This is a genomic window from Bradyrhizobium sp. SZCCHNPS1003 (assembly GCF_032381555.1).
GTDB lineage: Bacteria > Pseudomonadota > Alphaproteobacteria > Rhizobiales > Xanthobacteraceae > Bradyrhizobium.
This window is the reverse complement of the sequence record NZ_JAUHIU010000001.1, coordinates 680915-704883: the sequence shown is the minus strand read 5'-3', so window position 1 is coordinate 704883 and position 23969 is coordinate 680915. Positions and strand designations below refer to the sequence as shown.

Sequence of the window (23969 nt, the reverse complement as noted above, 5' to 3'; positions counted from 1 at the left end):
GAAATTGAAATCCTCGCCCTACCGCTGTTAGCATCATCGCCAACAAGAACAGTCAGGAGGGTACGCCGATGACCGCATCCGTCTCGGGACGATCCGATCCCGTGGTGCGCCGCATCACGACGGCCGATATCGCCGAAGCCTTGACGCAAGGCCTCCGTGATTTTCAGGCTCAGCCCATGTTCGGCCTTGCTTTCGGGCTGATCTACGTGCTCGGCGGCATCAGCATCGTGCTGTGCGTCACCGCGTTCGGCATGGTCTACCTGGCCTATCCGCTGGCCGCGGGCTTTGCGCTGATCGGCCCGTTCGTCGCGATCGGTCTCTACGAGGTCAGTCGCCGCCGCGAGCTCGGCCAGCCGATCACCTATGGCGCGATCTGGCGCACGATCACGTCACGCGGCGAGATTGCCTGGATGGCGTTCGTGACGCTATTTTTCTTCATTATCTGGATGTACCAGGTGCGCCTCCTGATCGCGCTGCTGCTCGGGCTCAATGCCTCGTTCTCCAGCATCAAGGAGTTCATGACGGTGGTGCTGACGACCAACGAGGGTCTGCTCTTCCTGGCGATCGGCAATCTCGACGGCGCCGCCCTGTCGCTGGTGCTGTTCTCGCTCACGGTCGTATCGTTTCCGCTGCTGCTGGAGCGCGACGTCGATTTCGTGACGGCGATGATCACCAGCGTGCGCGCGGTCGTGACCAGTCCCGGCCCGATGATCGGCTGGGCCGCCGTCATCACCGTGCTGCTGATCATCTCGGCATTGCCGTACTTCCTGGGGCTGCTGGTCACTGTGCCGGTGCTGGGCCATGCGAGCTGGCATCTGTACCGCCGGATCGTAGCTCCGGCGTAAGGCCAGGACTGCCGCGACGATCGCACGGGTTTGGTTCGAACCGCGGCTCGCCAATGGTCGGCCGGTCCCAATGTCGGAGAAGGATGATGCCGGATAACGTCGCCTTGTTTGCCGCGATCGTCCTATTGCTGCCGATGTTCTATCTGCTGCTGGCCGCGCCGGCGTTCCTGCTGGTGCGGCTCGACATCGTGCCGGTCACCCGGCTCCTGCGCGGCATGTTCGACTCCTACTTCGTGGCGCTTTCGATCGCCGGCGGCATCGGCACACTCGCCGTGCTGGCCGACGGCCGTCCCGTTCTGGGGCTGGGCATTGGCTTGATCGCGGCGTTCGCGCTGGTCTCGCGCCGCTGGTTTCTGCAGCAGATGGACGCGCGCATCCGCGACAGGGATTCCGGCGATACGACGGCCGTGCGCCGGCTGCGGTGGCTGCATTGGGGGGGGCATGCTGGGCAATGCGGTCCAGGTCGGCGCCGTCCTCGCCAGCATCCCACAGATCGCCGCGGTGTCGTAGCAGGCCTTGTCGTTTAAGGCACTGCAATCCCCATCGCCTTCAGGGCCGCCAGCATGCGCGTCGGCGGCGTCATCTTCACCGCGAGCGGCTTGCCCGTCTCGAGCACGCTCTTGAGGCTCGACAGGATGGCCGGCCAGCCCTGGCGTCCGCCGGACAGGATGTCGTCGGAGAGCGGCCGCTCGTGCGCTTCAGTCATCGTGAGACGGACGGCGTCGCCGGCCGGTTCGATCTCATAGGTCACGAGCGTGCGGCCCAGTGCCTCGACGAGGCCGGGCCAGTTGACGTCCCACGTGACGATCAGCCGGTGCGGCGGCTCGCAGACGATCACCTGGCCGCTGATGTGTTCGGAGCCGTCCGGCGCGCGCACGATGAAGGCGCCACCCGCCCTCAGCTCGGCTTCAACCGCGAAGCCGAAGAAATATTGCCGGCTGAACTCGGCCGAGGTCAGCGCCTGCCACACCTTCTTAGGGCTGGCGGCGATGTAGATCGTGTAGACGGTGGCGGGCCTGAACTTTGCAAGATCCATCGCTCAGACTCCTTTGCCGAGCGCTGACATCGGGATCGCCAGCGCCGTTCCGGTCTCCAGCAGACTTTTTAGGCCGGACAGGATCGCGGGCCAGCCGTTGGAAACCGCATCGAGCAATCTCCCCGCTCCTTCGAAGCCTTCATGCGTCAGGGTCAGCTTGACGGAGTTGCCGTGCTGTTCGATCGCGAACACGACCTTGGTCGGCTGCTCGTTGCGAAACTCGTCTTTCAGGACGTGCTGGAAAGTGTAGGAGAGCCGGCGTGGCGGATCGAACTCCAGAATCTGGCCGACATCCGTCGTCATCCCGTCGGTCACCAGCGTGAACGGCGAGCCGACGCGCCAATCGGAATGCAGTTCGGTGCCGAACCAGTAGCGCTTCGCGAATTCGTTTGATGTCAGCGCTTCCCACAATTTCTCGGGCGTCGTCGCGATATACGTGACGTAGACGAATTCGGGCTTACTCATCGCGCTCCTCCAATTGCCGCTTCAACTCGCTGAGCGCGGCGAGCTTGCCGCGCTCGAATTTCTTGATCCAGCGCTCCCCGATGTGATGGATCGGCACCGGATTGAGATAGTGCAGCTTCTCGCGGCCATGCCGGATCGTCGCGACCAGATTGGCCGCTTCCAGAATGGCAAGGTGCTTGGTCACGGCCTGTCGCGTCATCGCGAGGCCGTCGCAGAGTTCGGTCAGGGTTTGCCCGTTCCGCGCGTGGAGCCTGTCGAGCAGGGCGCGTCGTGAGCCGTCCGCAAGCGCCTTGAAGACATCATCCATGTGAGAAAGAATAGGCAACCAAATGGTTGCGTGTCAAGAGCGCTGCGGTGTGGATCGCGCGAGGACAAGCAGGCTTCCCTCAGCAGACATCTCGTGCATTAGTGAGCGCCTCATTCGCATCGAGGCGCCTCATGTCCCTGCAAGTCTATCTCGCCTTCGTCGCCGCCTGTATCGGGCTTGCGCTGCTGCCGGGTCCCGTCGTGACGCTGCTGATCGCCAACGGTCTGCGCCACGGGACCCGCGCCGCGCTCATCAATATCGCCGGCGTGCAGACCGGGCTGGCGATCGCGATCGGCATCGTCGCCGTCGGCCTGACGTCGCTGATGGCCACGATGGGCTATTGGTTCGAATGGGTGCGGCTGATCGGTGCGGCCTATCTGGTGTGGCTCGGCATTCAGCTCATCCGCTCGCCGATCGAGGGGATCTCTGCGGGCGAGGCGCCGCCACCGCCGCCGCGCGGCGGCTTTTTCCTGCAGGGGCTGCTGGTGCTGCTCTCGAACCCGAAGGTGATGGTGTTCTTCGGCGCGTTCCTGCCGCAGTTCATGGACATGAGCCGGGATCACGTGCCGCAGGTCGGTTTGCTCGGCGTCACCTTCATGTTGATTGCGGGTCTCACCGACGCGATCTATGCGCTGCTCGCGGGCCGTGCGCGAAAACTGTTCTCGGCCAGGCGGACGCGGCTGGTGTCGCGCATCTCCGGCGGCTTCATGATCGGCGGCGGCGTGTGGCTGGCGCTGACGCGGGCGCGCTGACGAGCTCGCCTCCGCAGCCCCAGCCTTCCTTCCATCATCCTTCGAGACGCCGGCCCTCGGCGAGCTCCTCAGGACGAAGGCAAATTCGCCGCGCAGTCTAAAACCTCCTGGTGAGGAGCGCCGCGCGTGGCGCGTCTCCGGACGATGCTTCGCATCGCCGGGAGAGCAATGAGGCCGCACTGACACCGGACCGGTCTGCGACCGACTCGAGGTTCTGCGGCGGTCGCGTTACAGGCTGATCGTTCCCTTCACCACCGGCGCGACGTCACCGCCGATCCAGATCGTCTCGCCGTCCTGCGCGACATGGACGCGGCCGGCGCGGCCGAGAACCGTGCCCTGGGAGGCGACATATTGCTTCGGAGCAATTCCGGCTCCGATCAGCCATTGCGCCAGACTTGCATTGAGGCTGCCCGTCACCGGGTCCTCGCCGCCGCCCCACATGAAGCCGCGGACCTCGTAGTCGGCCTCCGGGCCATCCTGCGCCCGATCCCATGGCGCAACCACGCCGATCGGCTGTTGCGGCAGCGCCGCCGGATTGAAGCGGATGTCGAGCAGCGCGCGGCGCGAGTCGATCAGCACGCCGATCCAGCCCGGGCCGTTGTCGACCCACTGCACGGCGCGCACCGTGCTCGATTGGATGCCGAGCGCTGCAGTGATCCTGCTCGTCAGCTCGGCATCGACGGCGCCGGAGCGCCTGAGCGGCGGGGCTGCGAAGGCGAGCCGGTCTCCGTCACGCTTGATGCGCACGAGACCCGCGCCGCATTCCTGCACCACATGCTCGCCCTTCGGCCGGCCGCCGAGCGCGAGCCATACGTGGCACGAGCCGAGCGTCGGATGGCCCGCAAAAGGCAGCTCGCGCTGCGGGGTGAAGATGCGCACGCGATAATCGGCGCCCGGATTCTGAGCGCGTGACAGGAAGGTCGTCTCGGACAGATTGGTCCAGTTGGCGATCGCCCGCATCGCCGCATCGTCGAGGCCGTCGGCCTCGGCGATCACGGCAAGCGGGTTGCCCTTGAAGGCGACCTTGGAGAACACGTCGACTTGATGGAACGGAAGCATCGGCATGGCTGTGTCCTCCCAGGTCTCGTTGTCAGTCGCGCCAGAACGGCTTGTTGGCCTCTTCCTGGACGATCGCCGGATCAAGGCCGCAATCACGCATCTGTTCGCGATCGAGCATCGCCAGTTCGGACCGCCAGAACAGGCGCTGCAGCCAGAGTTGCGGCACCCCGAGCAAATTGCTCTTTCCATGGGCAACTTGCGGAGTTGCCCAACGCTGCGCCAGGGAATATGCCATGAGTCACCTATTGCTCTTCAATTGCGTTGTTCGAAGAGCAATCGCGCAGTACATATCTCGGTGCAATCGAAACATTGCTCTCGGTGCAATATAGCATGAATGCTTCGTATACGGTCCTGGTGGACGACCTCGCCGAGGACATCGCCAACGGCAGGCTGAAGGCCGGCGACCGGCTGCCGCCGCAGCGCCAGTTCGCCTACGAGCGAGGAATTGCCGCCTCCACGGCAGCCCGTGTCTATGCCGAATTGTTGCGCAGGGGCCTGGTCGTGGGCGAGGTCGGGCGCGGCACTTTCGTCGCAGGAGAGGCGGTGCCGGTGCCGTCCTCGCTGCGGCTGGAGCCGTTCGACGGCCGCATCGATCTCGAGTTCAATTTTCCGACACTGCCCGACCAGGCGGCCATGATCGCGAAATCGATGGCGGCCTGGCAGCGGCCGGAGAAGCTCGCGCCGGTGCTGGCGCCGATCACGCAGCGCCGGCTGGCCGAGGCCGGGCGCACCGCCGCGGCCTTCTTCGCGAGCGAGCGCTGGCGCCCGCGCGCGGAGAACTTTGTCTTCGCCGGCAGCGGACGGCAGTCGCTGGCTGCGGCGATCTCGGCGCTGGTGCCGGTCGGTGGCCGGCTCGGCGTCGAGGCCGTGACCTATCCGATGATCAAGGGCATCGCGGCGCGGCTCGGCGTGACCCTGGTGCCGCTCGCGATGGACGGCGAGGGCGTCCGCCCGGACGCGTTGACCAAGGCGCATCGCAGCAGTGCGCTCAACGCGATCTACATCCAGCCGGTGATGCAGAATCCGCTCGGCCTGACGATGAGCGAGGCGAGGCGCGAGGAGATCGTGCGTCTGGTGCGCAAGCACGAGCTGATGATCATCGAGGATCTGGTCTACGGCTTCCTCAGCGATCAGGTCTCGCTGGCGACGCAGGCCGAGGAGCGCGTCGTCGTGGTCGACAGCCTTGCCAAGCGGCTGGCGCCGGGCATCGCCGTCGGCTTCCTGTACGTCCCCTCGACCATGCGCGAAAAATTCGCTGCCACGGTGCGCACCGGGGCGTGGTCGGTGACGTCGCTGGCGCTGGCCGCCGGCATGGGGCTGCTCGCCGACGGCACGGCGGCCGAGATCACCAGGCGCAAGCGTGCCGATGCGCTGGTGCGGCAGGCGATCGTCGCCGAGTGCCTCGCCGGTCATCACATCGAGGCTGATCCGCGCTCCTACCATGTCTGGCTACATCTGCCGGAGGGCTGGCGCGCCGAAGCCTTGACCGCCGCGGCCGCGCGCGCCGGCATCGCGATCACGCCGGCGAGCGCGTTTGCGGTGGCACACGGCCATTCACCGAACGCGGTGCGGCTCGCGCTCGGCCTGCCGAGCCATGACGATCTGCGGACAGCGCTGTGGCGGCTTGCCGGCCTGCTCGCGCATCACGACGCCTCTGACATGACGGAGTAGCGAGCTACGCGAGACCCTTGCTGCGCAGCTCGACCTCGATCTCGCCGAGAATGCGGATCAGCCGCTCGGCCCAGCGCTGCTGGCCCTCGGGCTCGGCGATTTCGTTCTGACGAATCTCGATGCCGGAATTGATCAGCCCGCGCGCCTCGCCATGCACGGGGATGGTGTAGTCGGTGCCGTCGCCGACCGCATAGGGCTGGTTGTCGCCCACCACGAGATCGGGCTCGGCCCGCAGCGCCTTCAACAGCAGCGGCGGCAGCACGCGGTCGTGCTGGTACAGCGTGCCGATGTGCCAGGGCCGCGCGATGCCGGCATAGACTGGCGTGAAGCTGTGCAGCGAGACGAGGATGGTCGGCCGGCCGGCGGCCTTGCGCGCATCGAGCACGTCAGTGATCCGGTCGTGATAGGGATCGAAGACGACGCGCCGCCGCAGCTCGGCGTCCTCATGCGTCAGGCCCTCATTGCCGGGGATCGTGGTGCGCTCGCTGATCATCGGAATCGAGTTCGGCGCCTTCGGTGACCTGTTGCAGTCGATCACCAGACGCGAATAGCGCTGCGCCACCAGATGCGCATCGAGTGCCCGCGATACTTGCTCCGCGACCTCGGCAATGCCGATGTCCCAGGCGATGTGCCGCTCGAGCTCGCTTTCGGGCAGGCCGAGATCGCCGAGTGCGCGCGGCAGCAGGCGGCCGTAGTGATCGCACGTGAAGAGCAATGCCGACGCGCCACCGGCGTTGCGCTCGAGCACAGGCGGAACTTCGTCTGGCTGAAGGAGTAGATGAGTGTTGCTCGTGCCGGACACGGTCATGCTGCCTCTCGTTGCTTCATGAAGCGGCAGACCGATCTCGGATTGGGCAGACAGATGAGGATTTGGCCGGCGGACATCATGATGGTCGCCCAAACGTTGCTGATTCTGGCGATCATTCACAAGACAGAAGTTCGCAATGGGCCTACGGTCCGGGCTGGATGAGGCTGGCGCATCGTGCCGCCCGAACGAGGCAGGGAGGCTTCATGCTGATCAAGGTTGGATTCGAGATCGCCTATGCGGCCCCGGCGGCGACGCCGATGGTGATCATGCTGTCGATCCATCCGTCGCGCTTTCCGGACATCGTCGGCACCGAGACGATCACGACAGAGCCGAAGGTGCCGATCAAGTTCTACAACGACAGCTTCGGCAATCTCTGTGGACGCCTGGTGGCGCCTGCCGGCGGGGTCACCTTCCATGGCAGCGCCATCGTCCGCGACAGTGGGCGGCCGGACGCGATCGATCCCGGCGCCCAGCAACTGCCGATCGAACAATTGCCCGATGAGCTTCTGCTGTATCTGATGCCGAGCCGCTATTGCGAGACCGACAAGCTGGCCGAGGTCGCGTGGTCGTTGTTCGGCCGTGCGCCGGCGGGATGGGCGCGCGTGCAGGCGATCTGCGACTTCGTGCACAGCCACGTCACCTTCGGCTATGAGCACGCCCACGCCATGAAGTCGGCGCACGACGTCTATCAGCAGCGCGCCGGCGTCTGCCGCGACTTCGCCCACCTCGCGCTGACCTTCTGCCGCTGCATGGGCATTCCGGCGCGCTATTGCACCGGTTATCTCGGCGACATCGGCGTGCCGCCGGACCCCGTCCCGATGGATTTCTCGGGCTGGTTCGAGGTCTATCTCTCGGGCCGGTGGTACACGTTCGATGCCCGCCACAACGTTCCGCGCATTGGTCGCATCCTGATGGCGACCGGACGGGACGCCGCCGACGTCGCGCTGTCGACCTCGTTTGGCCTGATGACCCTGACCAAATTTCACGTCGTCAGCGACGAGATCATGGCTGCCTGAGCGGAGCAGGGCGCGGCCGGGCGCTTCGCATCACCGGCGATCGCCGCTATAGACGGGCCATGACCACCGATCTGCTCTTCGTCTACGGCACCCTGATGCGTGGCTTCGACCATCCGATGGCGCGGCTGCTGTCGGCCAATGCCGATTTCGTCGCCGAGGCCAGCTGCCGCGGCCGGCTCTACCGCATCCAGCACTATCCCGGCCTAGTGCTGTCGGACAATGCCGCCGATATCGTGCACGGCGAGCTGTTCCGGCTGCGCCAGCCCGAGCCCATGCTGCGCGAGTTCGACATGTACGAGGCCTGCGGCGAGGGTTTTGAGCAGCCGACCGAATATCTGCGCCGGTGCCTCGCCGTGACGCTGGCCGACGGCAGCGTCAGCCAAGCCTGGACCTATGTCTACAACTGGCCGGTGGACGAAGCCGGCCGCATCGTCTCGGGGCGCTTCCTGGCGCCGTGACCCGGTCTCTCCACGCGGTCATTCCGGGCTCGCCCTGCGGGCGCCCCGGAATGACCGGAGGATCGAGCTGGCCTGTGAATAGCCCGGACAAGCCGGAGGAAGTTCACATTTCGTACACGGCTGCCTATATGCCTAGGCCATCACCACAGGACCTCCGCCCCGCTCATGGCCCGCTTCACGCCGGAATTTCTCGATGAGCTGCGCGCCCGGCTTCCGGTCTCGGACGTCGTCGGCAAGCGCGTGAAGCTCAAGAAGGCCGGGCGCGAGTGGAAGGGGCTGTCGCCGTTCCAGCAGGAGAAGACGCCGTCCTTCTACGTCAACGACCAGAAGGGTTTTTATCACGACTTCTCGTCCGGCAAGCACGGCAACATCTTCGACTTCGTGATGGAGACCGAGGGCTGCAGCTTCCCCGAAGCCGTCGAGCGGCTGGCGGGGATCGCCGGCCTGGCGCTGCCGGCGGTGACGCCCGACGCGGCGCGCCAGGAGCGCCAGCGCAAGACGCTGTATGACGTGATGGAGCTGGCGACGAAGTTCTTTTCTGACACGCTGGCGTCCCGTCATGGCGCGCGCGCCCGCGGCTATCTTGCCGATCGCGCGATCCTGCCGCAGACGCAGCTCCAATTCCGGCTTGGCTACGCGCCGCCGGATCGGTTCGGCTTGAAGGAATATCTCGGCGCCCAGGGCGTGCCGGTGGCCGACATGGTCGAGGCGGGATTGCTGGTCGGTGGCGACGACATTCCGGTGCCCTACGACCGCTTCCGCGACCGCGTGATGTTCCCGATCACCGACCTCCGCGGACGCGTCATCGCCTTCGGCGGCCGCGCGCTGCAGAAGGACGTGCCGGCGAAATATCTCAACTCGCCGGAGACGCCGCTCTTCCACAAGGGCGACAACCTCTACAATCTCCCCAGCGCCCGCCAGGCCGCGCACAATGGCGCGCCGTTGATCGTGGTCGAGGGCTATGTCGACGTCATCGCGCTGGTGGCGGCCGGCTTTGCCGGCGCCGTGGCGCCGCTCGGCACCGCGCTCACCGAGAGCCAGCTTTCGCTGATCTGGAAGATGGTCGACGAGCCGATCCTGTGCTTCGACGGCGACCGCGCCGGCCAGAAGGCGGCCTATCGCGCCGCGGACCTTGCTTTGCCGCATCTCAAGCCCGGCAAGAGTCTCCGCTTCGCGCTGCTGCCGGAAGGACAGGATCCCGACGACCTCGTCCGCTCCGGCGGCCGCGGCGCGGTCGAGGAGGTGCTCAAAGTCGCAAAGCCGCTGGCCGAGGTGATCTGGTCGCGCGAGGTCGAGGGCGGCAGCTTCAACACGCCGGAGCGCCGTGCCGCGCTGGAGGCGCGGATCGGCCAGCTCACCGGCGGCATCGCCGACGAGGTGGTACGGCGCTACTACAAGCAGGACCTCAGCGACCGGCTGTACCGGGCCTTCGCCCCGGACGGCGGCCGGGGCTTTGGCCGCGGCTACGGTGCCGAATCAGGACGGCGGTTTGGCCCCCGCAGTCCCGGTTCCGGACAACCGGGGCGGTTATCCACAGGGGGCGGCCGCCGCGGCGGACCGCCATCCACAGGCCCGGTGATGGCCCGCGGCCCCTACCAGGCGGCCAGCCCGCAGCTCGCCATGAGCCCGATCATGCGCGGCCAGCGCTCGGCGATCTCGCGCCGGGAGGCCCTGATCCTGCAGTGCCTGATCAACCACCCTTGGCTCCTGCACGATCACCTGGAGGAGGTCGCCGCGCTGGAGCTGGCCCATCCCGAGGCGCACAAGCTCCGCGCTGCCGTCATCGCCGCCTTCGCCCACGACCACCACCATTCGCCGGACCCGGACGAGCAGGCCGAGAAGATGCGGGCCGATCTGGAGAAGTCTGGCTTTTCTGAGCTTCTTCAACGGGTTGAGCGGGCGATCACGACCGCGGCGGTGTGGGCGACCAAGTCGGGGGCGGCGCGCGATGACGTTCTTGCGACCTGGCATCAGCTTGTTGCCTTGCATCGGCAATGGCACTCCTTACTTAGGGAATTGAAGGATGCCGAGCTGGCGCTGGGCGAGGAGCCGAGCGAGCCGAACATGGGCTGGTTGAGGGACGTGAAGGCCAGGATGGCCGAGATGGACGGTACCGAAGCGCTGATCGAAGGCTTCGGGGAACTGTCCGGACGTACCAACCGCAACGTGTAGACTGGACGCCCGGCGCCCAGTCGCCAGTTGAGCACATTTCGGCCCGGTCCGCCCGCGCGGTATCAGGTCCGCGCGAAAAGACTCGCCAAATCCATGGTTTGGCTGCAAAAACAGGGTTAATCGAAGTTTAAGAGGTCCGGGGCATTTTCTGCAGCAGATGGGTTGGTTTCGCTGTCGGACGCCGCGCCTGCATGTCGGGCGCCGGATTCGATTGCAAAACCGGTATCGCTTTTGCAAGAAACGCGCGCCGGTCCGAAAACGGGACGACACCAGCGACAGACTTCAGGGGGTGGCGACGTTAAAAGTGCGCCGCCCTTTCCGCGTCGAGAACAGTTTGAGTAGAGCAGGCGGGCGCCGCGATGCCAAGGGCGAAGATGCCATGGGCGGAGCGGGCGCGTTTCGGGAGCAATGAATGGCCACGAAGGCAAAGACGCTGCAGGTGAAGGACAAGGAAAAGGACGACAAGGCGGCCGACGCTCCCGAGAAGGACGCCGCCGATGCGCCTTCGCCGTTGCTCGACCTGTCGGACGCCGCCGTCAAGAAGATGATCAAGCAGGCCAAGAAGCGCGGCTTCGTGACCTTTGATCAGCTCAACGAGGTCCTGCCTTCCGACACCACCTCGCCGGAACAGATCGAAGACATCATGTCGATGCTCTCCGACATGGGCATCAACGTGACCGAGGCCGAGGAGGCCGACGACTCCGACGAGAAGGACGACGGCGAGGACGAGACCGACAACGAGCTCGTCGAGATCACCCAGAAGGCCGTCACCGAGGTCAAGAAGTCGGAGCCCGGCGAGCGCACCGACGATCCCGTGCGCATGTATCTGCGCGAGATGGGCACCGTCGAGCTGCTGTCGCGCGAGGGCGAAATCGCCATCGCCAAGCGCATCGAGGCCGGCCGCGAGGCGATGATCGCGGGCCTCTGCGAAAGCCCGCTGACGTTCCAGGCCATCATCATCTGGCGCGACGAGCTCAACGAAGGCAAGATCTTCCTTCGCGACATCATCGATCTCGAAGCCACCTATGCCGGCCCTGAGGCCAAGGGCGGCATGAATCCGCAGATCGCCGCGCCCGTGAATGGCGAGGGCGCTCCGGCCGAGGGCGGCGACGTCCAGGCCGCGGTGGCGCCGCCGGCCGCCCCGCAGCAGCCGACCCCGTTCCGTGCCGCGCCGAACGGCGCGCCCGCCGAGGAGAAGGACCCCGGCGAGGCGGCGGCCGAAGCCGACATGGACGACGACGAATTCGAGAACCAGATGTCGCTCGCCGCCATCGAGGCCGAGCTGAAGCCGAAGGTCGTCGAGACCTTCGACAAGATCGCGTCCGAGTACAAGAAGCTGCGCCGCTTGCAGGAGCAGGACATCGCCAACCAGCTGCAGAGCGAGTCGCTGTCGCCGTCGCAGGAGCGCAAGTACAAGAAGCTCAAGGACGAGATCATCGTCGAGGTGAAGTCGCTGCGCCTCAACCAGGCCCGCATCGACTCGCTGGTCGAGCAGCTCTACGACATCAACAAGAAGCTAGTCTCGTTCGAGAGCCGGCTGATGCGCCTGGCCGACTCCCACGGCGTGGCGCGCGAGGACTTTCTGCGCAACTACCAGGGCTCGGAGCTCGATCCGCGCTGGCTCAACCGCGTCTCCAAGCTCTCCGCCAAGGGCTGGAAGAACTTCGTCCACTACGAGAAGGACCGCATCAAGGACCTGCGCCAGGAGGTGCAGGCCATGGCTGCGCTCACCGGTCTCGAGATCGGCGAGTTCCGCAAGATCGTGCACTCGGTGCAGAAGGGCGAGCGCGAGGCCCGTCAGGCCAAGAAGGAGATGGTGGAAGCCAACCTCCGTCTGGTGATCTCGATCGCCAAGAAGTACACCAACCGCGGCCTGCAGTTCCTTGACCTGATCCAGGAAGGCAACATCGGCCTGATGAAGGCGGTCGACAAGTTCGAGTACCGCCGCGGCTACAAGTTCTCGACCTACGCCACCTGGTGGATCCGGCAGGCGATCACCCGCTCGATCGCCGATCAGGCCCGCACCATCCGCATCCCCGTGCACATGATCGAAACGATCAACAAGATCGTCCGCACCTCGCGCCAGATGCTGAACGAGATCGGCCGCGAGCCGACCCCGGAGGAACTCGCCGAGAAGCTCGGCATGCCGCTCGAGAAGGTGCGCAAGGTCCTGAAGATCGCCAAGGAGCCGCTCTCGCTCGAAACCCCCGTGGGTGACGAGGAGGACTCTCATCTCGGCGACTTCATCGAGGACAAGAACGCGATCCTGCCGATCGACGCCGCGATCCAGTCGAACTTGCGCGAAACCACCACCCGCGTGCTGGCCTCGCTCACCCCGCGCGAGGAACGCGTCCTTCGCATGCGCTTCGGCATCGGCATGAACACCGACCACACGCTGGAAGAAGTCGGCCAGCAGTTCTCGGTGACGCGCGAACGTATCCGTCAGATCGAGGCCAAGGCGCTGCGGAAGCTGAAGCATCCGAGCCGGTCAAGGAAGCTGCGGAGCTTCTTGGATAACTAATTGACGTTCGATCTTTGTCGTCATTGCCGGGCTTGACCCGGCAATCCATAGAGACATCAACGGCGGGCCGAAAGGCCCGTCTTTTTGTTTGTTCTGCTCATGGTTCCAGCGCACGAAAGAAGAGCTTCCGATGTCCTCGACTCTGTTCGCGACCATGCGCCTGCTCGACAAACTCGGCCTTCACTTCTTCATTGAACGAACGCGCCCCGATACGATCCGCCTGTCGGTGACGTTGGTAGGCGAGCGGCTCGAGATCGATGTGTTCGAAGATGGCCATCTCGAATTCAGCCGCTTCCGCGGCGACGAGAGTGTAGAGGGCGGCTACGAAGAGCCGATGCTCTTTTTGCAGTCTCAAGGGGAGTGAGCATGAGCATCCAATTGTCGCTGGACGCGGTGCCCGCGTAGTTCGTGTTGCATACTTTAGTTGTCGGTCATTGCGAGCGAAGCGAAGCAATCCAGGGCTGCGCGCACGACTCTGGATTGCTTCGCTTCGCTCGCAATGACGAAGGGCGGCGTCGAGGTGTCACGGTTGGGCCGACACGACGTGTTGTCCGCAAATGTCCGGATCCTTGCCGCAATTGGCCGAACTTTGCGCACACGGCGTTGGGCGATCGACTGCTAGGAATTGGCGTCTCACCGGAAGCCGATTCCCATGCATGACGACGAGTTTTCATCGGCCGCAGCGCGCGCCAGCGCCGCCGCCATCTGGGTGCCGCTGCGTCCCTTCATCGCCGCTGAAGCACGTCTCGCCGCGCGCGCAGCTGAAACGCCCTCGACCACCTTCCTCTACGAATTCCTCCGCTTCGGCGTGAAGCAGGGCTGGGCCTGCTTGTTTGGCGGCATCGCGGTGGCGCTGATGCTGTTGACGTGGCAGTTCTATCCGGCGACCGCGCCGCTCGCGCGCTATGATTTCCTCTTTCTCTGCATGCTCGGTGTTCAGGCCGCGCTGCTCGCCACAAGGCTCGAGACCTGGGAGGAGGCGAAGATCATCCTGATCTATCACCTCGTCGGGACAGTGATGGAGCTGTTCAAGACCGCGACCGGCTCCTGGATCTATCCCGAGCCGAGCCTGATCCGGCTCGGCGGTGTGCCGCTGTTCTCCGGCTTCATGTATGCCTGCATCGGCAGCTATCTCTGCCGCGTCTGGCGCCTGTTCGACTTCCGCTTCACCGGCCATCCGTCACGGCGTTGGCTGATCGGCTTGAGCGCGGCGGTCTACCTCAACTTCTTCACCGACCATTACGGGCTCGATCTGCGGCTGGTGCTGTTCGGCTGGGCGGCGCTGCTGTTTGCGCCGGCGACGGTTCACTTCAAGGTCTGGCGCGTGCACCGCGCGATGCCGCTGCTGCTCGGGCTTTTCCTGGTGTCGCTGTTCATCTGGCTGTCGGAGAACATCGGCACCTTCACGCGGGTCTGGCTCTATCCGCAGCAGGCGCATGGTTGGACCATGGTGTCGCCGGCCAAGCTCGGCTCGTGGTTTCTGCTGCTGATCATCAGCTACACGCTGGTCAGTCTGATCAACCGGCCGAGGGAGATGGACGCTGGCGACAGCGCTCTGTTGCGGGAGCGCCAGAAGCAAGCGGCATAGCGCACTGCCGTAGGGTGGGCAAAGGCGCTGGCACGGTGGTTAGGCTGGGGACGATGTGGCGCGCCGTGCCCACCGAGTGTCGCGGCAGGCACCTGATGGTGGGCACGCGCTGCGCGCTTTGCCCACCCTACGGCGGCGCGGCTGATCTACTTCTTCTTCGCCCCGACGCGCTCCAGCGACTTGATCTGAAGCGGCGGGCGGCCGGATTTTTCGGCGATGTCGCGGTCCTGCTCCATGATGAAGCCGCGGGCGGGCTCGTCGCCGTCGAGGCCGCCGAGCAGCTCGGCCGGGACGCGGCGGTTGGAGCGCTGCGAGCCGTCCTCGTAGGTCACGTTGAAGAAGGCGAATTCGCCTTTGGGATTGGAGCCGGGTTTTTTCGCCATGGATGGCGCTTTACGGCGGCGGGGCCGGTCCGGTCAATGCCAGAAAATGCTTATCCGCTGCCCGAATTTGACTTTTTTGTCATATGGTTTTCGCGGAATCGGCGGGGCAGCCAGAGCGATCACGGACCGGCCGGCGGGATCCCGAAACTCCTCGATTTTGCCGGATGAAAGTGCGTTCATCGTGGACGTCTCACCCCGCCGCGAATGCAGCCCATGTCGATGCCCCAACTCACCATCTGGTACAACACGCGCTGCCCGGTCTGCGACGCCGGCATCGACTGGCAGCGCAACAAGCTCCTGGCGCTGGTGAAGTCGGGGCGGGTCGCGTTCAAGGACATCAACGAGGAGCCGCAGGCGCTGGCTGAGTTCGGTGTCGACGTCGACGACGTCCGCCGCCGCCTGCACGCCACCGACGAGGAGGGGCAGCTGATCACCGGCGCCGACGTGGCGCTCTTGCTGTGGGCGCTGACGCCGGGCGAGGGCTGGCTGGCGACGTTGTTCGGCAACCGCCTGGTGCGCCCGCTGACGCGCTTCGGCTATGACCGGTTTGCCGATGTGCTGTTCGCCTGGAACAAGCGCAGGGGGCATTGGTGAGGCGACGATTGAGAGGATCTCGCGCCGAGCTCAGCTTTTCACCTCTCCCCGCAAGCGGGGCGAGGGAGCGCACCGTCTGTGCAGCAACAGTTCGACTCTAACGCCGCCGCACCTTGACCTGGGCATGCACCCGGGTGCCGCCGCTCGGACCGTCCTCATCATCACTGCGGCCGAGCGCCATGATGGCGGTGCCCATCGCGGTCGAGCCGAAGGTGACGAAGAACGAGCCGAGCAAGAGGCCGATGGCGACGCCGGGCGAGTGGTCGGCGAAGATCAGGTGACGCAGGCCCCAGGGATCGAGCAGCAGCAATCCGCCGACCAGCACCACGGCCATGCCGAGGCCGAGCGCGAGGTTGATCGCGAGCAGGCGGAACAGAGGGATCTGGAGCAATCGGCGCTGGCGTTGATTGTGCTGCATCGGCGATCTCCCGATGGGATCGTGAACGACAATGATATCGTAGCATCGACGGCGGCAGGCTCAAGGCCCGAGCCGCCTGGGGCGGACATGGCTGTGTCGCGGCGAGGGCGCGTCGTTTCGGGACAGGCAGGCTGACCTCGTCGGGATACGAGCCGTGATCTCACCTCATGCCGTCAATCCGGGACGCTCGCGCCAGCGAGCGAACCCGGAATCTCGAGCTTGGTATGCAGATGCGTTCCTCAGCTCCGGATTCCGGGTTCGCTCTCTCCGCAGCAAATCAGCTTTGCTGATTTGCTGCGGAGAGAGCGCCCCGGAATGACGGAACAAGGCGCCATGCTCAACACCACAGACTCAAATCGACGGCCGTCTCTGTCGCGTAGCCTCGGCCCACCGCAGCCCTCACGCCGCCTCGCCCTCCGCCACGCCATGCTGCCTGGCGATCACGCTCTGCCAGACGCTGGCGATGGCACGTTGCGTCTCCGGGGCGATCAGGCAGTGGCCCTCATTGTCGAAGCCGCAGAAGCGCACCGAGGGATCGTGCCTCACCTCGATCAGCGCCTTGTTGATCATCTCCAGCGACGCCATCACCTGGCCGATGTTCTGCAGCCGCGTGTGATGCAGGATGTCGATCAGGCGGAACATCATGATCGGCGGCTGGCCCATCGCAATGCCCGGCCGGCCGAACTCGAAGAACACGTTCACCGCCGGCAGCGCGCTCTGGATCTGCGCCAGCACCTTCGCCGCATCCTCGACGCTGCAGGCGACGAGATGCGTGCTCTGGGCGGGGAGGGCAGGCGTCGGCGGCGCCTCCGGGCCGAGCCCGAGGCCCGACAGCACCTGATGCTCGATCCAGCGCCGCACCTCCGGTGGCGCCGAGCGGATCTGGTCGGCAGATAGCGTAATCCCGATCATGGCGTCGTCTCCATTCCGACCGTGGATCTTAGGGAGCCATGATGGCGCGGTGTTGACGAGGATCAAGCGGGGGCGATGGAAGCTGCAGGCAGGGGGTGATCACGCATCGTGCCGCGTGCGCGGTGTGCGCCTCCCCCGCAGGCGGGAGAGGGAGCGTACCGGCTCCGTGATCGGCGCTTTGCGGCACGCCGCCGCAGTTTTGACGCGAGCATTTCGCCCGTGCCATGATCGCGCTGCACTTGGAATCACGAAGCTCTGAACTGACGAAGGATCCCGCATGCTCTTGCGTCGTCTTGCCGTGCTGCTCGCGGCCTCGTTCTCGGCCCTCTCAGCGGCAAGCACCGCGCAGGCGGCGCGCTGCGGCGGCGACTTCAATACCTTCATCGCGGGCGTCTCGGCGGAGGCGCAGAGCGCCGGCGTCTCGGGCGGCACGATCAGCCAGGCGCTGTCGGGCGTGACGCTCGATCCGGCCGTGCTCGCCTTCGACCGCCGCCAGCGCTACACCTTCAACAAGAGCTTCGAGCAGTACGTCTCGACCCGCGTCGGCGCGGGCCGCATCAATGGCGGCCGTGCCATGCTGCAGCGGCACGCGGCGCTGCTGTCGCGCATCGAGCAGCAATATGGCGTGCCGCGCCAGATCCTGGTCGCGATCTGGGGGCTGGAGACTGATTTCGGCAAGGGCGACATGGGCAAGCTGCCGGTGATCCGCACGCTCGCGACCTTGGCGCATGACTGCCGCCGCACCGAATTGTTCCAGGGCGAGTTGCTGGCGGCGCTGAAGATCGTCCAGCGCGGCGATCTCACTCTGCGCGACCTCGTCGGCGCGTTCGCCGGCGAGATCGGGCAGACCCAGTTCCTGCCGTCGTCCTACATCAAATACGGCGTCGATTTCGATGGCGACGGCCGCGTCGATCTGCGCCACTCCACCGCCGACGTGCTGGCCTCGACCGCGAACCTGCTGCACAGCAACGGCTTCAAGATGGGCGCGCCCTATGACGAGGGCTCGGCCAATTTCGAGGCGATGCGCGAGTGGAACAGGGCGGTGATCTACCGCAAGACCATCGGCTACTACGCCGATCAGTTGATAGGGCGGTAGCGCTATCCGTCGCTCGCGACGTGCGCCAACGCCGCGTAGGCGTGGCGAGTGACGGGGATCGCTTCAGAGGAGACGGGTCATGTCGCAGTTGTCGCCACGACCGTTCGCCACGTTCGATGCCCAGGTTCAGCACCAGAGCGGGCTGCGCGCTGCGATCACCTCGGCCTATCGCCGCGCCGAGCCGGAGTGCATCGGGCCGCTGCTCGATCTCGCCGCGCTTCCGGAGGAATCGTCGGCGCGAGCGGCCGATCTCGCGGGCGATCTCGTCCTGCGTCTGCGCGGGAAGGCGCAATCCGGCGGCGTCGAGGGACTGATCCACGAATATTCGCTGTCGAGCCAGGAGGGCGTGGCCCTGATGTGTCTGGCCGAGGCGCTGCTGCGGATTCCGGACACCGCGACGCGCGATGCGCTGATCCGGGACAAGATCGCGACCGGCGATTGGCGCGCCCATATCGGGCACAGCCCGTCGCTGCTGGTGAACGCGGCAACCTGGGGCCTGATCGTCACCGGCAGGCTGACGGCCGCGGCAAGCGAGGATAGCCTGGCCTCGGCTGTCACGCGGCTCATCGCCCGCGGCGGCGAGCCGATCATCCGCAAGGGCGTGACGCTCGCCATGCGCCTGATGGGCGAGCAGTTCGTTGCCGGGCAGACCATCGACGCGGCGTTGTCCAACGGCCGGCCGTGGGAAGCGCTGGGCTTCCGCTACTCCTACGACATGCTCGGGGAGGCGGCGACGACGGCGGACGACGCCGCGCGCTACTTCGCGGCCTACGAGACGGCGATCCATGCGATCGGGCGGCGTTCGGCCGGTGCCGGCATCTACGATGGGCCGGGCATCTCGATCAAGCTCTCGGCGCTGCATCCGCGCTATGTCAGCATCAAGCGCGGCCGCGTCATGGGCGAGCTGCTGCCGCGACTGAAGCAGCTGGTGCTGCTCGCGCGGGAATACGACATCGGCCTCAACATCGACGCCGAGGAAGCCGACCGTCTCGATTTGTCGCTCGACCTGCTCGAGGCGCTCTGCCGCGATCCGGACCTCGCCGGTTGGAACGGCATCGGCTTCGTCATCCAGGCCTATCAGAAGCGCTGCGCCTTCGTCGTCGATTGGCTCATCGACCTCGCGCGGCGCTCGCAGCGCCGGCTGATGGTGCGCCTCGTCAAGGGCGCCTATTGGGACAGCGAGATCAAGCGCGCGCAGGTCGATGGCCTGGAGGACTTCCCGGTCTTCACCCGCAAGAGCCATACCGACGTGTCGTACCTTGCCTGCGCCCGCAAGCTGTTGCGCGCGCCGGACGCCGTGTTCCCACAGTTTGCGACGCATAATGCGCGAACCCTGGCATCGATCGTCGAGATGGCCGGCCCCAACTACGAGCGCGGCCAGTACGAATTCCAGTGCCTGCACGGCATGGGCGAGCCGCTCTATGAGGAGGTCATCGGGCCGGCACGGCTCGGCCGCCCGTGCCGCATCTACGCCCCCGTCGGCTCGCATGAGACGCTGCTGGCCTATCTGGTGCGCCGGCTGCTCGAGAACGGCGCCAACACCTCCTTCGTCAACCGCATCGCCGATCCGGCCGTGTCCGTCGACGATCTGATCGCGGACCCCGTCGCCATCGTTCGCGCGTCGGAACGCTCGGGCGCGCCGCACGACAAGATCAGGCGCCCGCCCGAGCTGTTCGGCCCGGACCGCGTGAACTCGGCCGGATTCGATCTCTCCGATCAGCGCGCGCTGGCGCGTCTCGGCGAAGGTCTGGTCACGAGCGCGAGCCTCGATTGGAAAGCCGCGCCGTCGGGAGCGACGGGCAGCGAAGGCGCGCGCCGCATTCGCAATCCCGCCGATCGCCGTGACGTCGTCGGCGCGGTCAGGGATGCCGCGCCTGCCGAGATCGAGGCGGCGCTGTCGCGTGCGGCGAACGCCGCGCCGGCCTGGGCCGCGACCAGCCCCCGCGCGCGCGCCGCATGCCTGCGTGCCGCGGCCGAGGCGATGGAGGCGCGTCGCCTCGTCCTCATCGGCTTGATCGTCCGCGAGGCCGGCAAGACCTTTGCGAACGCCGTCGGCGAGGTGCGCGAAGCCGTCGATTTCCTGCGCTATTATGCGGGCGAGATCGAAGCGCTGCCCGACGGCGACATTCCCAGGCCGCTCGGTCCCGTGGTCTGCATCAGCCCGTGGAATTTTCCGCTCGCGATCTTCACCGGCCAGGTCGCAGCCGCACTCGCGGCCGGCAATCCGGTGCTGGCGAAACCTGCCGAGGAGACGCCGCTGATCGCCGCCCAAGCGGTTCGCATCATCAACGAGGCGGGCGTGCCGGCCGACGTCCTGCAACTGCTGCCGGGCGATGGCCGCGTCGGCGCCGCGCTGGTCGGCGATCACAGCGTGCAGGGCGTGATGTTCACGGGATCGACCGACGTCGCGCGGCTGATCCAGAAACAGCTTGCCGAGCGCCTCACCGTCCATGGACAGCCCGTGCCGCTGATCGCCGAGACCGGCGGCCAAAACGCGCTGATCGTGGATTCCTCGGCGCTCGCCGAGCAGGTTGTCGGCGATGTCATCGCTTCCGCCTTCGACTCCGCTGGCCAGCGCTGTTCGGCGCTGCGCATCCTCTGCCTGCAGGCGGACGTCGCCGACCGCATCCTGTCGATGCTGCGCGGCGCGCTGCGCGAGCTTGAACTCGGCAATCCCGCGTCGTTGTCGGTCGATGTCGGCCCGGTGATCAGCGGCGAGGCCCGCGACACGCTCGATGCGCATGTCGCTACGATGCAGGCGCGCGGCCATGCCGTGGAGCGGCTGCCGCTGCCGCCGCAGGCGGCGCATGGCACGTTCGTCGCGCCGACCATCATCGAAATCGGCAACATATTCGATGTCGAGCGCGAGGTGTTCGGCCCCGTCCTCCACGTCCTGCGCTACCGTCGCGAGCAGCTCGCTGACCTCATCGACGCGATCAACCTCACCGGCTATGGCCTGACCTTCGGCATCCATTCGCGCATCACGGAGACGATCGCGCGTGCGTCGAGCCGCAGCGCCGCCGGCAACATCTATGTCAACCGCAACGTCATCGGCGCGGTCGTCGGCGTGCAGCCATTCGGCGGCTCCGGCCTGTCGGGGACCGGGCCGAAGGCCGGCGGTCCGCTGTATCTGCGCCGGCTGTTCGCGATGCCGCCGCGCCAGCGGCTCATGGCGTCGCAGTCTGACGCGGTCTTGCGCTCTTACCTCGACGGGTTGCGCGCCAGCGGACATGCCGAGGCGGCGCTGGCGTGCGAGGCGCATGGGCCCCAGGTGCTGGCCGGCCTCGAGATCGAGTTGCCAGGACCCGTCGGCGAACAGAACATCTATCGCATCACCGCGCGCGGCGTCGTCGCTGCACTGGCGAGAAGCGAGCAGGCGTTGCTGGTCCAGATCGGCGTCATTCTGATGACCGGAAACGACGCGTTCGTCGAACGCGCCAGCCCTGCTTGTGCGGTGTTGGGACCGCTCACCAGCCGGCTGCGCGGCCGCCTGCGGATCGTCGACAGCTGGCGGGCTCTCGGCGATCTGCAGGCCGTGCTTGCCGACGGCGAGGCGGATGAATTGATCGCGCTCGGCCGCGACCTCGCCACGCGCCCCGGACCGATCGTCCCGCTCGTCACGCCGCGCGCCAGCGACGGCTGCTACGATCTCGACCGGCTGGTCACTGAGGTCAGTCTCTCCACCAACACCGCGGCCGCCGGCGGCAATGCCAGCCTGATGTCGATCGGCTGAGAAGACAGGTATTCCGTCCCGGGCTGGCTCGAGGCCGTAGGACAGGATAGGGGAGAACACCGTCATCGTCGGCCCGCTCCGCCCGCTGACGCACGCTTCGCTCCGATCGAGGACTCCCGATGTCGACCATCCTGTTCAAGAATGCCGCACTGCTCGACCCGCTGCAGCCCGACCTGCTTGAGGGGCAGCACGTTCTGGTCGAGGGCAATCTGATCAAGGAGGTCTCGGACAAGCCGCTGCAGACCAGCGCCGATCAGACCATCGACCTCGAGGGCAAGACGCTGATGCCGGGGCTGATCGACCTGCACGTCCATGCGATCGCGGTCGAGCTCAATCTTGCACAGCAAGTGCAGATGCCGAACGTGCTGGTGACCCTGCGCTCGGCGCTGCTGTTGCGCGGCATGCTGCGGCGGGGATTTACCACGGTGCGTGACGCCGGCGGCGCTGGCTATCCGCTGAAGCAGGCGGTCGACACCGGCCTTACCGAGGGCCCGCGGCTGTTCGTCTCCGGCCGGGCGCTCAGCCAGACCGGCGGTCATGGCGACATGCGGGCGCGGACGGATTTCCTCTCCGACAACGCGCCCTGTCCCTGCTGCGTGCGTGTCGGCGCGCTGGCCCGGGTGGCCGATGGCGTCGATGCCGTGCGCAAGGCGGTGCGCGAGGAGCTGCAGATGGGCGCCGACCAGATCAAGATCATGGCGTCCGGCGGCGTGGCCTCGCCGACCGATCCCGTCGGTGCGTTCGGCTACTCGGAGGACGAGATCCGCGCCATCGTCGCCGAGGCCCGCGCGCGGCAGACCTACGTCCTGGCGCATGCCTACACGGCGGAAGCCATCGCCCGCGCCGTCCATTGCGGCGTGCGCACCATCGAGCATGGCAATCTGGTCGACCTTCCGACCGCGCGCCTGATGGCCGAGAAGGGCGTCTATGTCATCCCGACGCTCGTCACCTATGAGGCGCTCGCCAATGAGGGCGCGCAGTATGGCCTGCCGCCGGAGAGCGTCGCCAAGATCGCCGATGTGCGCGATGCCGGCCTGCGCTCGCTCGGCATCTACCGCGACGCCGGCGTCAAGATGGGCTTCGGCAGCGACCTGCTCGGTCCGTCGCAGCGCCTGCAGAGCGATGAATTCCGGATCCGCGCCGAGATTCTCGGGCCCCGCGAGGTCATCGCCAGCGCGACCGTGATCGGCGCCGAGGTGCTCGGCATGGAAGGCAAGCTCGGCCGCATCGTGCCTGGCGCCTTCGCCGACCTGCTCGTGGTCGAGGGCAATCCGTTGCGCGACGTCTCGTGCCTGCTCGGCCAGGGCGATCGCATTCCGCTGGTGATGAAGGCCGGCAAGGTCCACATCGACAGGCTGAACGCCTGAGGCAGCTCGGCGCCGACGTCCACCGGGCCAATGGTCGACAGTCCCAGCGTTTGTGCGCGCTGTCATGCGGGATGTCCATCGTCTCTCCGCCGCCTCGACGCTGCGGGCGCCGACATCTGCGATGAGTGCTTCTTGGAACGCAGTCATTCGGCCTCGCGGCGCTCCGTGCGTCCGAGTTGTGCGGGTCGTTTCGCCCTCATCGACGAAGAGGGCGCAGGGAATGCCGGGAGCTGGCCGCCCCCATGGCCCGCCTGCGAAAAAAATGCAGGCGGCAGGTACCACAGGTTCAGCCGAGACATCCCGGCATTCCCCGCGCGATGGTTGGGCGGCTTATACGTCCTCTCCCCGGGGACCGGCTGTCTTGCCCCCGTCACGAACGGATCATCGTCACCGTCCGCTTGGCCTCAGCACCGGGAGGCCAGGACCCTACGATTTCGCCGGCGCATTGGGCTCGTTCGTCCGCACGATTGCTCGCGCTGCGATCCAATGCACCCACCGCATCCCGCACCCACGTCTCGTGACGATCGCGAAGCGCCCCTCATGGCGGGACGGGATGCGCAGAGTCAATCATGTTTTTCTGAAAAACGAAAGTAGAATATTTTCCGTGGGAGGACTGGACAAGGGTGATGTGCTTGAGGCGGTGAGTAAAATCAGATTTTGGGCGCATCGCATCAGAGGTCTCCTTGTCGGTCGCGCGCGCCTGGCTCCGGGCCCGCACGAGTCTCGAGAAGCATATCCGCTCAAGCCCAGCAGGCCGACGTCTTTGGC

22 protein-coding genes and 1 pseudogene are annotated in these 23969 nt (G+C 66.3%); 14 read left to right on the top strand and 9 right to left on the bottom strand.

The annotated features are described in order from the left end of the window. Positions 1 to 68 precede the first annotated feature (68 nt). A complete protein-coding gene (locus QX126_RS03220; protein ID WP_315736385.1) occupies positions 69 to 845 on the top strand; it encodes a DUF2189 domain-containing protein in 777 nt (258 codons plus the stop codon). Between the two features lie 86 nt (positions 846 to 931). Next, positions 932 to 1355, top strand: a pseudogene (locus QX126_RS03215) (hypothetical protein). Between the two features lie 13 nt (positions 1356 to 1368). On the opposite strand, the gene QX126_RS03210 reads toward QX126_RS03215, so the two are convergent. From QX126_RS03210 to QX126_RS03200, 3 genes are read right to left on the bottom strand one after another with little or no spacing between them, the layout of a single operon-like run. After that, positions 1369 to 1881 carry an SRPBCC family protein gene (locus QX126_RS03210; RefSeq protein WP_315779255.1) on the bottom strand — a complete coding sequence of 171 codons (513 nt, stop codon included), beginning with the start codon at positions 1879 to 1881 and terminating at the stop codon, positions 1369 to 1371. Positions 1882 to 1884: 3 nt separating this feature from the next. Continuing rightward, positions 1885 to 2346 carry an SRPBCC family protein gene (locus QX126_RS03205; RefSeq protein ID WP_315736388.1) on the bottom strand — a complete coding sequence of 154 codons (462 nt, stop codon included), beginning with the start codon at positions 2344 to 2346 and terminating at the stop codon, positions 1885 to 1887. Beyond that, positions 2339 to 2653 (bottom strand): helix-turn-helix domain-containing protein, encoded by a 315-nt coding sequence (locus tag QX126_RS03200; RefSeq protein WP_315717502.1) that lies wholly within the window; start codon positions 2651 to 2653, stop codon positions 2339 to 2341. The genes QX126_RS03205 and QX126_RS03200 overlap by 8 nt, the downstream gene beginning before the upstream one ends. A gap of 131 nt (positions 2654 to 2784) precedes the next feature. Between QX126_RS03200 and QX126_RS03195 the strand changes: the two genes are divergently transcribed. Continuing rightward, positions 2785 to 3405, top strand: coding sequence for a LysE family translocator (locus QX126_RS03195; RefSeq protein ID WP_315736389.1), 621 nt, complete (start codon positions 2785 to 2787; stop codon positions 3403 to 3405). 228 nt (positions 3406 to 3633) lie between these two features. On the opposite strand, the gene QX126_RS03190 is transcribed toward QX126_RS03195, so the two are convergent. Together QX126_RS03190 and QX126_RS03185 are read right to left on the bottom strand one after the other, a co-directional pair. Then, the gene (locus QX126_RS03190) at positions 3634 to 4470 is read right to left on the bottom strand and encodes a PhzF family phenazine biosynthesis protein (protein ID WP_315779253.1); all 837 of its coding nucleotides are present in this window, start codon (positions 4468 to 4470) and stop codon (positions 3634 to 3636) included. A gap of 25 nt (positions 4471 to 4495) precedes the next feature. Then, a complete protein-coding gene (locus tag QX126_RS03185) occupies positions 4496 to 4639 on the bottom strand; it encodes a hypothetical protein (RefSeq protein WP_315737087.1) in 144 nt (47 codons plus the stop codon). Positions 4640 to 4725: 86 nt separating this feature from the next. On the opposite strand from QX126_RS03185, the gene QX126_RS03180 reads away from it, so the two are divergent. Then, entirely contained in the window at positions 4726 to 6135 is a 1410-nt protein-coding gene (locus QX126_RS03180; protein ID WP_315779252.1) for a PLP-dependent aminotransferase family protein, read from the top strand. Positions 6136 to 6139: 4 nt separating this feature from the next. Here QX126_RS03180 and QX126_RS03175 read toward each other — a convergent pair whose 3' ends face one another. Continuing rightward, entirely contained in the window at positions 6140 to 6943 is an 804-nt protein-coding gene (locus tag QX126_RS03175; RefSeq protein WP_315777710.1) for an N-formylglutamate amidohydrolase, read from the bottom strand. A 203-nt stretch (positions 6944 to 7146) separates the two neighbouring features. On the opposite strand from QX126_RS03175, the gene QX126_RS03170 reads away from it, so the two are divergent. The 6 genes from QX126_RS03170 to QX126_RS03145 all read left to right on the top strand — a co-directional run bounded on the left by QX126_RS03170 (position 7147) and on the right by QX126_RS03145 (position 14698). Continuing rightward, a complete protein-coding gene (locus QX126_RS03170; protein ID WP_315736393.1) occupies positions 7147 to 7959 on the top strand; it encodes a transglutaminase family protein in 813 nt (270 codons plus the stop codon). Positions 7960 to 8018: 59 nt separating this feature from the next. After that, positions 8019 to 8417: a gamma-glutamylcyclotransferase family protein gene (locus QX126_RS03165; protein WP_315777709.1), complete on the top strand. Its 399-nt coding sequence runs from the start codon at positions 8019 to 8021 to the stop codon at positions 8415 to 8417. Positions 8418 to 8582: 165 nt separating this feature from the next. Then, complete coding sequence (dnaG, locus tag QX126_RS03160) at positions 8583 to 10589, top strand: DNA primase (protein ID WP_315779250.1); 2007 nt, start codon at positions 8583 to 8585, stop codon at positions 10587 to 10589. Positions 10590 to 11001: 412 nt separating this feature from the next. Then, complete coding sequence (gene rpoD, locus QX126_RS03155; RefSeq protein WP_315736396.1) at positions 11002 to 13110, top strand: RNA polymerase sigma factor RpoD; 2109 nt, start codon at positions 11002 to 11004, stop codon at positions 13108 to 13110. Positions 13111 to 13240: 130 nt separating this feature from the next. Then, the gene (locus QX126_RS03150; RefSeq protein ID WP_315779248.1) at positions 13241 to 13474 is read left to right on the top strand and encodes a hypothetical protein; all 234 of its coding nucleotides are present in this window, start codon (positions 13241 to 13243) and stop codon (positions 13472 to 13474) included. Positions 13475 to 13762: 288 nt separating this feature from the next. Continuing rightward, positions 13763 to 14698: a DUF817 domain-containing protein gene (locus QX126_RS03145; RefSeq protein WP_315779246.1), complete on the top strand. Its 936-nt coding sequence runs from the start codon at positions 13763 to 13765 to the stop codon at positions 14696 to 14698. 146 nt (positions 14699 to 14844) lie between these two features. Here the strand turns inward: QX126_RS03145 and QX126_RS03140 are convergent, their stop codons facing one another. Then, positions 14845 to 15081: a hypothetical protein gene (locus tag QX126_RS03140; protein WP_008963614.1), complete on the bottom strand. Its 237-nt coding sequence runs from the start codon at positions 15079 to 15081 to the stop codon at positions 14845 to 14847. 219 nt (positions 15082 to 15300) lie between these two features. Here QX126_RS03140 and QX126_RS03135 point away from each other — a divergent pair, with 219 nt between their 5' ends. Next, on the top strand, positions 15301 to 15675 hold the full coding sequence (locus QX126_RS03135) for a thiol-disulfide oxidoreductase DCC family protein (protein ID WP_315779389.1): 375 nt from the start codon (positions 15301 to 15303) through the stop codon (positions 15673 to 15675). A gap of 97 nt (positions 15676 to 15772) precedes the next feature. On the opposite strand, the gene QX126_RS03130 is transcribed toward QX126_RS03135, so the two are convergent. Beyond that, entirely contained in the window at positions 15773 to 16093 is a 321-nt protein-coding gene (locus QX126_RS03130) for a hypothetical protein (RefSeq protein WP_315736399.1), read from the bottom strand. Between the two features lie 399 nt (positions 16094 to 16492). Further along, positions 16493 to 17005 carry a hypothetical protein gene (locus tag QX126_RS03125; RefSeq protein ID WP_315777704.1) on the bottom strand — a complete coding sequence of 171 codons (513 nt, stop codon included), beginning with the start codon at positions 17003 to 17005 and terminating at the stop codon, positions 16493 to 16495. 277 nt (positions 17006 to 17282) lie between these two features. On the opposite strand from QX126_RS03125, the gene QX126_RS03120 reads away from it, so the two are divergent. From QX126_RS03120 to QX126_RS03110, 3 genes are all read left to right on the top strand, one after another. Then, the gene (locus QX126_RS03120) at positions 17283 to 18101 is read left to right on the top strand and encodes a lytic murein transglycosylase (RefSeq protein WP_315779244.1); all 819 of its coding nucleotides are present in this window, start codon (positions 17283 to 17285) and stop codon (positions 18099 to 18101) included. 79 nt (positions 18102 to 18180) lie between these two features. Next, positions 18181 to 21834: a trifunctional transcriptional regulator/proline dehydrogenase/L-glutamate gamma-semialdehyde dehydrogenase gene (gene putA / locus QX126_RS03115; protein ID WP_315779242.1), complete on the top strand. Its 3654-nt coding sequence runs from the start codon at positions 18181 to 18183 to the stop codon at positions 21832 to 21834. A gap of 119 nt (positions 21835 to 21953) precedes the next feature. Continuing rightward, entirely contained in the window at positions 21954 to 23201 is a 1248-nt protein-coding gene (locus QX126_RS03110; protein ID WP_315779239.1) for an amidohydrolase family protein, read from the top strand. Positions 23202 to 23969 lie beyond the last annotated feature (768 nt).

Excerpts from the sequence above, each read along its gene's own strand:
- dnaG (WP_315779250.1), top strand. The coding sequence starts at position 8,583 with ATGGCCCGCTTCACGCCGGAATTTCTCGATGAGCTGCGCGCCCGGCTT.
- QX126_RS03110 (WP_315779239.1), top strand. The coding sequence starts at position 21,954 with ATGTCGACCATCCTGTTCAAGAATGCCGCACTGCTCGACCCGCTGCAG.
- QX126_RS03200 (WP_315717502.1), bottom strand. The coding sequence starts at position 2,653 with ATGGATGATGTCTTCAAGGCGCTTGCGGACGGCTCACGACGCGCCCTG.
- QX126_RS03220 (WP_315736385.1), top strand. The coding sequence starts at position 69 with ATGACCGCATCCGTCTCGGGACGATCCGATCCCGTGGTGCGCCGCATC.
- QX126_RS03120 (WP_315779244.1), top strand. The coding sequence starts at position 17,283 with ATGCTCTTGCGTCGTCTTGCCGTGCTGCTCGCGGCCTCGTTCTCGGCC.
- QX126_RS03190 (WP_315779253.1), bottom strand. The coding sequence starts at position 4,470 with ATGCCGATGCTTCCGTTCCATCAAGTCGACGTGTTCTCCAAGGTCGCC.
- QX126_RS03130 (WP_315736399.1), bottom strand. The coding sequence starts at position 16,093 with ATGCAGCACAATCAACGCCAGCGCCGATTGCTCCAGATCCCTCTGTTC.
- QX126_RS03195 (WP_315736389.1), top strand. The coding sequence starts at position 2,785 with ATGTCCCTGCAAGTCTATCTCGCCTTCGTCGCCGCCTGTATCGGGCTT.
- QX126_RS03170 (WP_315736393.1), top strand. The coding sequence starts at position 7,147 with ATGCTGATCAAGGTTGGATTCGAGATCGCCTATGCGGCCCCGGCGGCG.
- QX126_RS03145 (WP_315779246.1), top strand. The coding sequence starts at position 13,763 with ATGCATGACGACGAGTTTTCATCGGCCGCAGCGCGCGCCAGCGCCGCC.
- putA (WP_315779242.1), top strand. The coding sequence starts at position 18,181 with ATGTCGCAGTTGTCGCCACGACCGTTCGCCACGTTCGATGCCCAGGTT.
- QX126_RS03140 (WP_008963614.1), bottom strand. The coding sequence starts at position 15,081 with ATGGCGAAAAAACCCGGCTCCAATCCCAAAGGCGAATTCGCCTTCTTC.
- QX126_RS03175 (WP_315777710.1), bottom strand. The coding sequence starts at position 6,943 with ATGACCGTGTCCGGCACGAGCAACACTCATCTACTCCTTCAGCCAGAC.
- QX126_RS03205 (WP_315736388.1), bottom strand. The coding sequence starts at position 2,346 with ATGAGTAAGCCCGAATTCGTCTACGTCACGTATATCGCGACGACGCCC.
- rpoD (WP_315736396.1), top strand. The coding sequence starts at position 11,002 with ATGGCCACGAAGGCAAAGACGCTGCAGGTGAAGGACAAGGAAAAGGAC.
- QX126_RS03210 (WP_315779255.1), bottom strand. The coding sequence starts at position 1,881 with ATGGATCTTGCAAAGTTCAGGCCCGCCACCGTCTACACGATCTACATC.
- QX126_RS03165 (WP_315777709.1), top strand. The coding sequence starts at position 8,019 with ATGACCACCGATCTGCTCTTCGTCTACGGCACCCTGATGCGTGGCTTC.
- QX126_RS03135 (WP_315779389.1), top strand. The coding sequence starts at position 15,301 with ATGCCCCAACTCACCATCTGGTACAACACGCGCTGCCCGGTCTGCGAC.
- QX126_RS03150 (WP_315779248.1), top strand. The coding sequence starts at position 13,241 with ATGTCCTCGACTCTGTTCGCGACCATGCGCCTGCTCGACAAACTCGGC.
- QX126_RS03125 (WP_315777704.1), bottom strand. The coding sequence starts at position 17,005 with ATGATCGGGATTACGCTATCTGCCGACCAGATCCGCTCGGCGCCACCG.